Origin of the sequence: Streptomyces sp. NPDC002680 (assembly GCF_042889145.1) — a bacterium.
GTDB classification, from domain to species: domain Bacteria; phylum Actinomycetota; class Actinomycetes; order Streptomycetales; family Streptomycetaceae; genus Streptomyces; species Streptomyces adonidis.
Map to the genome: position 1 here is coordinate 474,491 of NZ_JBIAQP010000003.1, position 11,925 is coordinate 486,415.

11 protein-coding genes are annotated in these 11,925 nt (G+C 68.8%); 4 read left to right on the forward strand and 7 right to left on the reverse strand.

Annotation, left to right across the window (positions count from 1 at the left end; genetic code table 11):
• Positions 1-172: 172 nt before the first annotated feature.
• A complete protein-coding gene (locus ACFYXF_RS11830) occupies positions 173-997 on the reverse strand; it encodes a maleylpyruvate isomerase family mycothiol-dependent enzyme (protein ID WP_369029198.1) in 825 nt (274 codons plus the stop codon).
• Between the two features lie 144 nt (positions 998-1,141).
• Here ACFYXF_RS11830 and ACFYXF_RS11835 point away from each other — a divergent pair, with 144 nt between their 5' ends.
• Positions 1,142-1,939, forward strand: a complete 798-nt coding sequence (locus ACFYXF_RS11835) for a carbon-nitrogen family hydrolase (RefSeq protein ID WP_389349369.1) — start codon at positions 1,142-1,144, stop codon at positions 1,937-1,939.
• A 162-nt stretch (positions 1,940-2,101) separates the two neighbouring features.
• On the opposite strand, the gene ACFYXF_RS11840 is transcribed toward ACFYXF_RS11835, so the two are convergent.
• Both ACFYXF_RS11840 and ACFYXF_RS11845 read right to left on the reverse strand, forming a co-directional pair.
• A complete protein-coding gene (locus tag ACFYXF_RS11840) occupies positions 2,102-2,596 on the reverse strand; it encodes an LURP-one-related/scramblase family protein (RefSeq protein ID WP_389349370.1) in 495 nt (164 codons plus the stop codon).
• Positions 2,593-3,606, reverse strand: coding sequence for a helix-turn-helix domain-containing protein (locus tag ACFYXF_RS11845; RefSeq protein WP_389349371.1), 1,014 nt, complete (start codon positions 3,604-3,606; stop codon positions 2,593-2,595). Before ACFYXF_RS11845 ends, ACFYXF_RS11840 begins: the two co-directional genes overlap by 4 nt.
• 51 nt (positions 3,607-3,657) lie before the next feature.
• On the opposite strand from ACFYXF_RS11845, the gene ACFYXF_RS11850 reads away from it, so the two are divergent.
• Positions 3,658-4,062, forward strand: coding sequence for a cupin domain-containing protein (locus ACFYXF_RS11850; protein ID WP_389349372.1), 405 nt, complete (start codon positions 3,658-3,660; stop codon positions 4,060-4,062).
• A 6-nt stretch (positions 4,063-4,068) separates the two neighbouring features.
• Here the strand turns inward: ACFYXF_RS11850 and ACFYXF_RS11855 are convergent, their stop codons facing one another.
• The 4 genes from ACFYXF_RS11855 to ACFYXF_RS11870 all read right to left on the reverse strand — a co-directional run bounded on the left by ACFYXF_RS11855 (position 4,069) and on the right by ACFYXF_RS11870 (position 8,757).
• Positions 4,069-4,284 (reverse strand): DUF6458 family protein, encoded by a 216-nt coding sequence (locus ACFYXF_RS11855; RefSeq protein WP_369029203.1) that lies wholly within the window; start codon positions 4,282-4,284, stop codon positions 4,069-4,071.
• Between the two features lie 83 nt (positions 4,285-4,367).
• On the reverse strand, positions 4,368-5,690 hold the full coding sequence (locus ACFYXF_RS11860) for a M18 family aminopeptidase (protein WP_389349373.1): 1,323 nt from the start codon (positions 5,688-5,690) through the stop codon (positions 4,368-4,370).
• A gap of 225 nt (positions 5,691-5,915) precedes the next feature.
• Entirely contained in the window at positions 5,916-7,742 is a 1,827-nt protein-coding gene (locus ACFYXF_RS11865; protein WP_389349374.1) for an acyl-CoA dehydrogenase, read from the reverse strand.
• A 163-nt stretch (positions 7,743-7,905) separates the two neighbouring features.
• Complete coding sequence (locus ACFYXF_RS11870; protein ID WP_389349375.1) at positions 7,906-8,757, reverse strand: intradiol ring-cleavage dioxygenase; 852 nt, start codon at positions 8,755-8,757, stop codon at positions 7,906-7,908.
• 227 nt (positions 8,758-8,984) lie between these two features.
• Between ACFYXF_RS11870 and ACFYXF_RS11875 the strand changes: the two genes are divergently transcribed.
• Complete coding sequence (locus ACFYXF_RS11875) at positions 8,985-9,449, forward strand: SseB family protein (RefSeq protein WP_235476750.1); 465 nt, start codon at positions 8,985-8,987, stop codon at positions 9,447-9,449.
• A 186-nt stretch (positions 9,450-9,635) separates the two neighbouring features.
• Positions 9,636-11,852: an Ig-like domain repeat protein gene (locus ACFYXF_RS11880; protein WP_389349376.1), complete on the forward strand. Its 2,217-nt coding sequence runs from the start codon at positions 9,636-9,638 to the stop codon at positions 11,850-11,852.
• Positions 11,853-11,925: the final 73 nt, after the last annotated feature.

Sequence of the window (11,925 nt, forward strand, 5' to 3'; positions counted from 1 at the left end):
TGGGGGCTGCCGCCCCCAGGCCCCCGCTTCGGCCTGAACGGCCTCGTCCTCAAACGCCGGACGGGCTGAAGGTGCGGGCCGGCGCTGAGAAGTGGCCGTCACGCTTGATGAGTGGCCGCCCTGCTCGTCGAGTGACCGCCGGGCTCGATGGGTGGTCGCCAGCCCGACAGGCTCAGGGCGTCACCGCGAAGTGGCGCAGGATTGCTGCCGTCAGGCCCGGGTCGCCCTCTGCCTTGATGCGGTCGGCTACCGATTCCGGGGTCACCCGGCCGCAGGCCAGGCGGAAGTAGGTCTCCCAGTCGAGGGCGAAGGTGGCGGCGGGGCCGAGGGCCGGGGACGTTTCGAGGGTGCCGCGGCCGTTGATGTCGACGCGGATCGTGCGCAGGAACTCGATGGGACCGTGCACGTCGAAGACGATCGCCGAACTGCGCGGCGCCCCCGCGTCCTTGGCGACGACCTTCGGCAGCGCGCTGAGCAGCATGTCCCGCGCGATGTGCGCGCCGGGGGAGTCGATGTTGCCGGGCACACCGAGGGCGGTCCGCAGATCCTGCTCGTGCACCCACACGTCGAACGCCCGGTTGCGCATGGCGACTTCGAGGGCGGTCTCGCGGCCGTAGAGGCCGCGGATCTTCGCGCCCGGTTCCCGTGACTCGTTGCGCAGCTGGCGGTTGCGGCGAATGATCGTGTACTCCAGCTCCGACGTCATCTCGGGCGCCGTGTGGTGCCGCCGTACGTCGACCTGCATCTCCATGTAGCGCTGCTGCTCGTTGGTGACGTGGTACAGGTCGCGCGGGAGCGTGTGGATGGGCCGCGGGTCGCCCAGCATCTCGCACTCCAGGCCGATGACATGCGAGACGATGTCACGGACCGACCAGCCTGGGCACGGGGTCCGGCGGTTCCACTCGCCCTCCACGAGCGGCGTCACCAGCTCGGATATCGCTTCGATGGAGTGGGTCCAGGCGTCGGCGTAGGGCTGGAGAGTGGGATGCAGACTCACGGAACGGGACCCCTCGGGCGGTCGGTGCGCGGGCAGTGGGTGTCTTGGAACGTTAAGTTACGCTGCTGTGAGGCACCCCGGCAGTGCTTTCGTGTGACGATCGTAGGCCCGTGTGAACGGCTCGAATGTCAGGACGGTGGTAGTGTGCGCGCCTCGCTCATCCAGATCGGTGTAGAAGCGGGCGAATCGGTCGAATCGCGTCGGCGGCGTGTGGCGTCGCTGGTACGGGACGAGGCCGGTGCCGATCTCGTCGTACTGCCCGAGCTGTGGACGACGGGGGCCTTCGCGTACGAGCTGTTCGCGAGCGAGGCCGAGCCGTTGGACGGGCCGACGTACGAGGCGATGGCCAAGGCCGCGAGTGACGCGGGTGTGTGGCTGCACGCCGGCTCGATCCCGGAGCGGGATCCTGAGGGGCCGCTCTACAACACCTCCCTTGTGTTCTCGCCCGATGGAGAGCTGGCCGCCTCCTATCGCAAGATCCATCGGTTCGGTTTCGACAAGGGTGAGGCCGTGCTGATGGGGGCCGGCGCGGAGCTGGTGACCGTCCGGCTGCCCGAGACGACGGTTGGTGTCGCCACCTGTTACGACCTCCGTTTTCCTGAGTTGTTCCGTGGGCTTGTCGATGCGGGGGCCGAGACCGTCGTGATCTCGGCGGGGTGGCCGGAGCGGAGGCGTTCGCACTGGACGTTGCTGGCTCAGGCTCGGGCGGTCGAGAACCAGGCGTTCGTTCTTGCGTGTGGAACGGCTGGGGAGCATGCGGGGGTTCCGCAGGCCGGTCACTCGATCGTGGTTGATCCGTGGGGTGAGGTGTTGGGGGAGGCGGGGTCCGGCGAGGAGGTTCTGCGGGTTGAGTTCGATCCCGCAAAGGTGGGGGAGACTCGGGAGGTGTTTCCGGCGCTGAAGGATCGGGTGCTGGGGCTGGGGGTTCCGGGGCGGGGCTGAGTTTTCTCGCCCCCGCCGCCCTTACCCGTTCCCATCCCCTGGGGGCTGCGCCCCCAGACCCCCCTGTCGCGCTGACGCGCTCGTCCTCAAACGCCGGACGGGCTGAAGTGCCCGGCCGGGCTGAAAAGTGAGACCTCTCAGTCTCCCCCCCGTGAGACCCTCTCAGTCTTCCCCCCGTTCCTTCTCCGCCAGGTGGATCACGCATACCGCCACCGCGATCAGGAGTGCCGGGTCCGCGTCGTCGCGTACCACGTCCACTCCGTAGGTCTCCCGGATGTGCAGCCAGCGGCGGGAGATCTGGGCCAGCAGTTCGCCGTCGTAGTCGACTGCGAACTCTCGGTCCAGGATTTTTCCGCTGACGTCCAGTTCTGTGCCGTCCGCCAAGGACACCCGGTAGTGGTTGCGGAGCAGGGACAGGCGTTTGCGTTTGATGGTGGCCAGTGGGTCGCCGTCCCGTTCGATCACCATCGTGTCCCGCAGGGCGAACATCTTCTGGTGGATGTCGATCAGGACCTGGCCACGTGTGTCCTTCAGCTCGAAGGTGTCGCGCAGCCGCATCGCCTTGCCGTCCACCAGATAGACCTTGTTCCCGTGCTGGTCCTCGATCCAGTAGTCGTCGCCGATGCCGAGCAGCCGGTCGCGTACGAGGAATCTCATGTACTCACCGGTTCCCCGTCACCGCGGCCGAAACGCCGTCGGTACGCCGATGGGCTGAGCCCGGTCTCGCGGCGGAGCCGGGCGCGCAGGTTCGCCGCCGTGCCCAGGCCGCTGCGTGCCGCCACGACGTCGAGGCGTTGCTCGCCGCGTTCGATCAGGCGGCGGGCGAGGGTGACTCTCTCTCCTGTCAGCCAGGTCAAGGGTGTTGTGCCGAGTTGGGAGCGGAAGCGGCGGTGGAGGGTTGCCGGTGAGACCGACGCCCTGGACGCCAGGCCCGCCACCGTCAGGGGGTCCGCCAGGCGTTCCTGGGCCCAGGCGAGCAGAGGGCCGAGGGATTCGTCCGGTGTCGTCGGCACCGGGCGCTCCACGAACTGGCGTTGCCCGCCGTCCCGGTGGGCGGCGAACACCAGACGCCGGGAGACCGCGTTGGCGATCTCGGCGCCGTGGTCCGTACGCCAGATGTGCAGCCCTAGGTCCAGTGCGGCGGCGCTGCCTGCGGCTGTCAGGATGTCGCCGTCGTCCGTGAACAGGACGTCCGGTTCCAGGAGGACCCCCGGGTGTAGCTGTTTGAACGTGTCTGCCCACAGCCAGTGCGTTGTCGCCCGGCGGCCGTCCAGCAGGCCCGCCTCCGCGAGGGCGAAGCTTCCCGTGCACAGGCTCATCACGCGTGCCCCGCGCGCGTGGGTGCGTCGTACGGCGTCCAGCACGGCCTCACCACGCGGTACGACGTTGTCCGGGCGGCCCGGTACGACGAGGGTGTCGGCCTCGTCCGCCGCCTCCAGGCCCGGCACCCCGGTGAGGGTGAAGAAGCCGTGGTTCAGGCGTACGTCGGGGGTCGGGGCGCACACCGTGACCTCGTACAGCGGGCCCGGCAGACCGAGTTCGGGGCGGGGCAGTCCGAACAGCTCGGTCGCGACACCCACCTCGAACGGGTTCGTGCCCTCGTCGACGATCACGGCGACGCGGTGCGGGTGCCGTCCGGCAGCGGAATGAGAGGATCCTTGCGGCATGTGCGATTTCTAGCACTCGTACACGGGATGGTCACGCCTCACGATGGGGTCATGACATCCACCGAGCCCGTCTCCCTGCCCGCCGCCCTCGACTCCTTCTCCGCCCTGTGGAGCCCCCGCATCCTCACCACCGTCAACGACTACGACGTACGCGTCGCCAAGGTCGAGGGCGAGCATGTCTGGCATGTGCACGAGGGGACCGACGAGTTCTTTCTCGTCCTGGACGGGGAACTGCACATCGCCCTGCGGGAGTCGGAGTCGGGCAGTGAGCGCACGGTCGTGCTGCCCAAGGGCTCGGCCTTCACGGTTCCGCGCGGCACGGAGCACAAGCCGTACGCCCCGGTCCGTACCGAGATCCTCGTCATCGAACCCACCGGCACCCTGAGCGTGGGCGATCGCCATGACGACGTACCCGGTCATGTGGACGTCACGACGGGGCACGTTCTCTCGTCCTAGGGCGGTTCAGTACCGGCGGTCCTCGTCGATCACCGTCGTCGAGTTCGGCAGCAGGACCCGCCTGCGCCGGGCGACGCTGCGGAACACCAGGGCGCCGATCACCCCGACGATCATCAGGATGACGCCCACCAGGTCGAGGTTGACCCCTTCCATCTCCCAGTCGGTCGCGAAGGTGAGGATGGCTCCTACGGCGATGAGGATGATGCATCCGCCGAGACTCATGACTGTCGCCTCCCTGCCCGGTCCGGTAGTTCCGGATGGTCCGGTCGGTTCCGGGTGCCCGGACCCGGGGCAGGTATGCGCGACTACCCTTCCAGGAACGCCACCAGCGCGTTCGCCAGCAGATGCGGGTCGTCCGCGCCGCACAACTCCCGTGCGCTGTGCATCGACAGGATCGCCACCCCGATGTCGACCGTCTTGATGCCGTGCCGTGCCGCGGTGATCGGGCCGATCGTCGTGCCGCACGGCATGGAGTTGTTGGAGACGAAGTTCTGGAACGGGACCCCGGCCTTGTCGCAGGCCGCGGCCCAGACCGCGCGGCCCGAACCGTCCGTGGCGTAGCGGTTGTTGACGTTGACCTTGAGGATGGGGCCGCCGTTGACGCGCGGGTGGTGCGTCGGGTCGTGCCGCTCCGCGTAGTTGGGGTGGACTGCGTGACCCGTGTCGGAGGACAGGCATACGGTGCCGGCGAAGGCACGGGCCCGGTCCTCGTACGAGCCGCCGCGCGCGAACACCGAACGTTCCAGCACGCTGCCGAGGAGCGGGCCGTCCGCGCCCGTGTCGCTCTGCGAGCCGTTCTCCTCGTGGTCGAAGGCCGCGAGGACCGGGATGCACGGGACCTCGCGGCCGCTCGTCGCCACGGACGTCAGGGCCGCTGTCGCCGCGTGCACGGAAAGGAGGTTGTCCATGCGCGGGCCGGCCACCAGTTCGCGGTCGCGGCCCAGGTAGGCGGGTGCCTCGACGGAGTGGGTCATCAGGTCCCAGCCGGTGACCTCGCCCGGTGCGAGTCCGGACTCCTCTTCGAGGAAGGCGATCAGGTCGCCCTCGCGGACGTCGTCCGACATGCCCCAAATGGGTTGCAGGTGGCGCTGCTTGTCGAGCTTCAGGCCGTCCGTGTTCACGGCGCGGTCGAGGTGGATGGCGAGCTGGGGGACTCGCAGCAGGGGCCGGTCGATGTTCACCAGGCGCGTGCTGCCGTCCCGGAGGGAGAGGCGGCCGGCCAGGCCGAGGTCGCGGTCGAGCCAGGAGTTGAGCAGCGGTCCGCCGTAGATCTCGACGGCGACCTGGCGCCAGCCGTGTCCGCCGAGGTCGGGCACCGGCTTGACCCGCAGGTTCGGGGAGTCGGTGTGGGCGCCGACGATCCGGAAGGGGGTGTGCGGCGCGGCGCCCTCGGGGACGTACCAGGCCACGATCGCGCCGCCGCGCACCACGTACTTGCCGCCGCTGCCCGTTGCGGAGGCCGCCGATGTCTCCGCGTCCCAGGCGTCCGTCTCCGCGACCTGGCGGAAGCCGGCCTTCTCCAGCCGCTCGGCGGTGTTCGCCACGGCGTGGTACGGCGACGGACTCGCCGCCAGGAAGGACATGAGGTCGTCGGTGTGGCCGCGGTCGAAGCGGTGGGGTGCGCTCATGGGTTCACCTTAACGACGTAATAGGGCCCGCTCCCTGGGATGGTGAGCGGGCTCTCGTAACGGGGGTGTGAAGGCCGGACAACTGGCTGGTCATTCAGTTTTCGGACACCGGGTGGACCGTGGGGGTGTGTCCCGGTTCAGCAGGACGGCGGCCCGCCCCGGGGGTGAACCCGGGTGCGGGCCGCCGTACTTGGCCTGCTGTACGTACGTACGAGAAGGGTGTGGCTAGAAGGCCGCCTCGTCCAGTTCCATCACGTCGAGGTCGACGCCGGCCGCGAGCCTGCGGGCGCCGGTGACGCCCGGCAGGACGTTGGCCGCGAAGAACTTCGCCGCCGCGATCTTGCCGGTGTAGAAGGGGACGTCCTTCGCGGACGCCGTCGGGAGCTTCTCGGCGGCCACGGCGGCGCCCTTGAGGAGCAGGTAGCCGACGACGACGTCGCCCGAGGCCATCAGCAGGCGGGTGGTGTTGAGGCCCACCTTGTAGATGTTCTTGACGTCCTGCTCGGTTGCCGCGAGGTCCGTCAGCATCAGGCCGACGATCGCCTCCAGCTCGACGGCCGCCTTGGCGAGCTGCTCGCGCGCCGCCGCCAGCTCCTCGCCGCCCGTGCCCGGCGCGAGGAACTTCTTGATGTCCTCGGCGAGGGAGTTGAGGGCCGCGCCCTGGTTGCGGACGATCTTCCGGAAGAAGAAGTCCTGACCCTGGATCGCGGTCGTGCCCTCGTACAGGGTGTCGATCTTGGCGTCGCGGATGTACTGCTCGATCGGGTACTCCTGGAGGAACCCGGAGCCGCCGAAGGTCTGCAGCGACTGGGCGAGCTGCTCGTAGCCCTTCTCGGAGCCGTAGCCCTTGACGATCGGGAGGAGCAGGTCGTTCAGGGCCTCCAGTGCGGCGGTGTCCTCGCCGGCCGCCTCCTTGACCTGGATGTCGTCCTGGATCGAGGCGGTGTGGAGGACCAGCGCGCGCATGCCCTCCGCGTACGCCTTCTGCGTCATCAGCGAGCGGCGGACGTCCGGGTGGTGCGTGATGGTGACCTTGGGCGCCGACTTGTCCATGAAGTTGGCGAGATCCGGACCCTGGACACGCTCCTTGGCGTACTCCAGCGCGTTGAGGTAGCCCGTCGACAGCGTCGAGATGGCCTTCGTGCCGACCATCATGCGGGCGAACTCGATGATCCGGAACATCTGGCGGATGCCGTCGTGCTTGTCACCGATCAGCCAGCCCTTGGCCGGGTGCCGGTCGCCGAAGGTCATCTCGCAGGTGTTGGACGCCTTGAGGCCCATCTTGTGCTCGACGTTCGTCGCGTACACGCCGTTGCGCTCGCCCAGCTCGCCGGTCTCGAAGTCGAAGAGGAACTTCGGTACGAGGAAGAGGGACAGCCCCTTGGTGCCGGGGCCGTGGCCCTCGGGACGGGCCAGCACGTAGTGGAGGATGTTCTCCTCCATGTCGTGCTCACCGGAGGTGATGAACCGCTTCACACCCTCGATGTGCCAGGAGCCGTCCTCCTGCTGGACCGCCTTGGTGCGCCCGGCGCCCACGTCCGAGCCGGCGTCCGGCTCGGTGAGCACCATGGTGGAGCCCCAGGTCTTGTCGACCGCGATCTGGGCGATCTTCTTCTGTACGTCGTTGCCCTCGTCGTAGAGGATGCCCGCGAACGCCGGCCCGGAGGCGTACATCCACACGGCCGGGTTCGCGCCGAGCAGCAGCTCCGCGTACGACCAGATCAGGGAGCGCGGGGCGGTGGTGCCGCCGATCTCCTCGGGCAGGCCGAGGCGCCAGTACTCCGAGTCCATGAAGGCCTTGTAGCTCTTCTTGAAGGACGCCGGGACGGGCGCGGTGTTCGTCTCGGGGTCGAAGACCGGCGGGGTGCGGTCGCCGTCCGTGAACGACTCGGCCAGCTCGTTCTCCGCGAGGCGCGTCAGCTCTTCCAGGATGCTCTTGGCGGTGTCGGTGTCCATCTCCGCGAACGGACCCGTCCCGTACAGCTTGTCGCGCCCGAGGACCTCGAAGAGGTTGAACTCGATGTCGCGGAGATTCGACTTGTAGTGCCCCATGGCGACTGCTCCGTAGAGAGATCGGCGAGGCACTGACTCCTCGCGCCTAATACGCATACCAACTAGTAGCTTCTTCCCTACGATGATGCTACCCGCCGGTAATAAGGCGCAACCCCAGTCGGTCGTTTGTGACGCGTTACGCGCACTCGGGTCCGTGAATGGTCTAGACCGGGACGGTGAGGGTGGCCGTGTAGCCCTTGTCCACGCTGCCTTCCACGGTCGCCAGCTGCTGGTCGTAGCCGTCGCTGAAGATGTTGTCCGTCTCCAGGGAGAGCTGGCCGAGGTTCTCCACGCTCCGGCTGTAGCCGTCCGTCGCGTACACCGTGTCGCAGACGTCCTTCGGGAACGCCAGCTGCGAGGTGTTCGTTATCGACGTGGCCGCGGTCGCGTCCTCCAGGTTGCCGTAGACCTCGAAGTGGATGTGCGGCCAGCGGCCCGTGTAGCAGGCCGGGAAGATGCTGGTGAAGGTGACCTGGCCCTTGTCGTCCGTCTCCTGGACGCCCCGGAGGTAGTTCTCGTCGGTGACGCCCTCCGAGTAGAGGGAGTAGTTGCCCTCGCGGTCGCAGTGCCACAGATAGACGGCCGCGCCCACCTTGGGGGTCTCGCAGCCCGAGGCCGCGTCGACGACCGTGAGCGTGATGGTGAGCGGCACGCCCTCGGCCTTGCCGCCCGCCGAGTTCCCGAAACTGGATGTGATGTCGCTGCGGACGACTCCGCTCTCCTTGAGCACGTTCACCCCGTTCGAACCGTCGCCCGGGTAGGGGCCGGCGGTCTCGTTCGGGATGGTCGCGCACTCGCCGGAGGAGGCGGTCGTCCCGCTGGAGCTGGACGAGGTGTCGGTGGCGGCCGAGGACGACGAGTCGTCGTCGGCGGCGCAGCCGACCAGCGGCACCAGGCTCGCTCCGGCCAGCAGCCGGATCATCCGGCGGCGGGCGAGGACGGGGAGGTCGTAGGAGAGGCCTCTGTCGTGCTCGTGGTCCTCGTGGTCGTGGTGCCCGTGTCCGTGTCCGCTCATGGCCGTCTCCCTTTACCTGTACCCGGCCGGTGATTGCCCGGCCTTTGCCGCCGCCTGATGGTTTCTTTGTCCAGGCTGACGGTATGAGCGCCCACTGTGCGAAACCAGAGTCGCACCTGTGGACTCCCCATGGGACGTACCGGGCGGGGCGGGCGGAAGCGTCCCGGCGGCAGAACCAGGGGACCGGGCCGCCCCGGCTTCGCCGCGCTCTCGGTACTCTTGCGCGCATGTACGGCTATGACCAGAACGCTGGTGCGCAGCAGCAGTACGCCCAGCCGCAGCAGCAGATGCCGGGCGGGTACGGCCAGCAGCCGCCGCTGTACCCCGAGCCGTCCCCGCCGTCCCTCGCGGACGCGGTGCGCGCCTTCACGACGGGCTCGATGTCGGCGGAGGACTTCCAGCAGGTCTTCGCCACGTCGAAGGTGTACTGCCCGCGCGGCGACAACCCCGGGTTCCTGGCCCTGCACAACACCCAGCAGCCGGTGATCCCCATGTTCACCTCCCTGAAGGAGCTGCGCCGCTACGCCGGCAAGGAGTCCAAGTACTTCGTGATCACCGGCGCCGAGGTCATCGACCTGCTGCCGACCGGCTACGGCTTCGTCGTGGACATGGAGGGCGAGCACCGCATGGTGTTCGACGCGAAGGCGGTCGAGCAGATGGTGGAGTTCGCGATGCGCAGGATGTACGGCTGACGGCCTTCTCGCGTGTGGGAAACGTGGAGGAAATCCCCTCCACGTTTGTCACAGGCATGCCATAGGGTTCCTCCTGGCAGCCGCGCCCCGTCCGCCACCGCTTCCCGCGGTCGCGTTCGGATGTCGCGCGGCGCTCTCAGCTCCCGGTGATCCCGGGTTCCTTGTGGGGGGTTCATTACTGTGCGCATGCGCAGCACTTCGACCGCGACGGCACTCGCCGTCCTCTTCAGTTCGGTGGCGCTGAGCGTCGTCACCACGGGTCCCGCCTCGGCGGCGGTCGCCACCGTGCAGTCACCCGGCGGCATCGTCGCGGACGCGGCCCTGAAGCGGGTCTTCGTCGGCGACAACCTCAACGGCCGGGTACTGGCGGCCAACTACTCGGGCACCGTCGTCGACTCGGCCGGCGGTTTCGGCTCGGTCGCCGACCTGGCGCTCTCCGACGACGGACGCACGCTGTACGCGTCCCTGCCCGCGCGGAACCAGATCGTGGCCCTCGACCCGGCCACCCTGAACGTCAGGACCCGGTACGCGGTGCCCACCGACACCGGCCCGCGCTACCTCGCCTTCACCGGCGGCAAGCTCTGGTTCAGCTACGGCGACCAGTGGGACGGCAACCTGGGCTCGGTCGACCCGAACTGGACCGGGACCCCGGACCCGGTGCCGGACCCGACCCCGACGGACGTCCCGACGTCCGATGCCCCGTCCGTACCGCCGTCCGAGCCGCCGACATCGCCCGACCCGTCCACCGAGCCGAGCGCCGAGCCGTCCACCGAGCCGAGCGCCGACCCCGACCCGAGCGCCGAGCCCTCGACGGAGCCGCTGCCCGACCCGAGTGCCGAGCCCTCTTCGCCCGAGCCCTCCCCGGAGACCTCCGCCGACTCCCCCGCTCCCGACGCACCCTCCACCACGACCCTCGCGGCCGGGGCCGAGGCCGCGGACAGCCCGGTGGCGATGGACCAGCTCCCCGCGGGCCAGATGCTGTGGAACCCGGCGCTGCTCGACGCGAGCACGGCCGCGCCCGGTCTGCTGGCCCTGGGTGAGACCGGCAAGTCCTCGTCGGCCGTCGGTGTCGTGGACGTATCCGGAGCGACGCCGATGACGGTCGCCTGGAACAGCAACAGCTACGAGCTGAACTACGGCATCGGTGACCTCGATCTCGTCCCCGGAGCCCCCGAGGTGCTGGCCGACGGCACGGACCGGGACGCCTACGCGAACGGCACGCTCAAGAAGGTCGGCGCCTACCCGGCCGGCCAGCGCGCCGACATCGCCCCGAACGGCCTGGTCGCCCAGGTCAACGGCACCAAGGTGGCCGTCTACCGGCCGAACGCGACGAGGCCGCTGCGCACGTACACGAACGGCGCGTACGGCATCGGCGACCTGGCCTGGGCCCCGGACTCCTCCCGGATCTTCGCCCTGGTCGGCACCGGCACCGGCTACGCCCTCAAGGCGCTGACCGACCCGACGAAGAACGTCCCGACCCTGACTGTGAACGCCCCGTCGAAGGCCACCCGCGCCAAGAAGCTCACGGTCTCCGGCAAGCTGTCGGCGACGGTCGCGCTCCCCGCCGGGACCAAGCTGAGCGTCACCCGTACCGACCTGGAGACCCCGAACGGCAGGGCGCTGCCGTCGGTCGCCGTGAAGGCGGACGGCACGTACTCCTTCACGAACACCCCGCCGGTCGGCGGCACGGTCACCTACAAGGTGTCGTACGCGGGCGACGCGGCGCACACTCCGGTGTCCGCCTCCGACAAGGTCGCGGTGTCCCGGGCGACGACCGCGCTGACCCTGAACAACAACAAGAAGCTGTACGCCTACGGCACCGACGTCAGGTTCACCGCGCACCTGGGACGGACGTACAAGAACCGCACGGTCGAGATCTGGGTCGACCCGCACGGCAACGACAAGCCGAAGCGGCTGGTCAAGACGGGCAGGGTCAACGCGGCCGGGAATCTCTCCGCGGTCGTGGACATGACCCGCGACACGAACGTCACCGCGGTCTTCAAGGGCGACGCCCGCTTCGCGCCGAGGACGGTCAAGGTCACGGCGTACGCGAAGGTGCGGATCTCCATGGCCGTGTCGCGGCACTACAAGACGGCCAAGATCGGCTCGACGACGTACTACTGGTTCCACAAGAACACCGACCCGGTGCTGACGACCTCGATGCCCTACTACCCCGGCCGTCAGCAGCGCTTCGACCTGGAGGTCTACTTCCAGGGCACGTGGTACCCCGACTCCGAGTACTTCCCGATCGGTACGAGCGGCAAGTCGGCGGTGCAGCTCATCGCGCCTGGTGAGTCGGGCATTCGGGCCCGCGTGCGGTCGGTCTACGTCGACGGCGCCTCCGGCGACAACGTGAACTCGACGACGTACGGAACGTGGAAGTACCTGTACTTCAGCAACTGACCGACCTCGGTCGGCTGGCGAGGCCCGGAGGGAATGCCCTCCGGGCTTTCGCCGTTAGGGGTAGCAGAAAGTT

Excerpts from the sequence above, each read along its gene's own strand:
- ACFYXF_RS11840 (WP_389349370.1), bottom strand. The coding sequence starts at position 2,596 with ATGAGATTCCTCGTACGCGACCGGCTGCTCGGCATCGGCGACGACTAC.
- ACFYXF_RS11845 (WP_389349371.1), bottom strand. The coding sequence starts at position 3,606 with ATGCCGCAAGGATCCTCTCATTCCGCTGCCGGACGGCACCCGCACCGC.
- ACFYXF_RS11850 (WP_389349372.1), top strand. The coding sequence starts at position 3,658 with ATGACATCCACCGAGCCCGTCTCCCTGCCCGCCGCCCTCGACTCCTTC.
- ACFYXF_RS11855 (WP_369029203.1), bottom strand. The coding sequence starts at position 4,284 with ATGAGTCTCGGCGGATGCATCATCCTCATCGCCGTAGGAGCCATCCTC.
- ACFYXF_RS11860 (WP_389349373.1), bottom strand. The coding sequence starts at position 5,690 with ATGAGCGCACCCCACCGCTTCGACCGCGGCCACACCGACGACCTCATG.
- ACFYXF_RS11865 (WP_389349374.1), bottom strand. The coding sequence starts at position 7,742 with ATGGGGCACTACAAGTCGAATCTCCGCGACATCGAGTTCAACCTCTTC.
- ACFYXF_RS11870 (WP_389349375.1), bottom strand. The coding sequence starts at position 8,757 with ATGAGCGGACACGGACACGGGCACCACGACCACGAGGACCACGAGCAC.
- ACFYXF_RS11875 (WP_235476750.1), top strand. The coding sequence starts at position 8,985 with ATGTACGGCTATGACCAGAACGCTGGTGCGCAGCAGCAGTACGCCCAG.
- ACFYXF_RS11880 (WP_389349376.1), top strand. The coding sequence starts at position 9,636 with ATGCGCAGCACTTCGACCGCGACGGCACTCGCCGTCCTCTTCAGTTCG.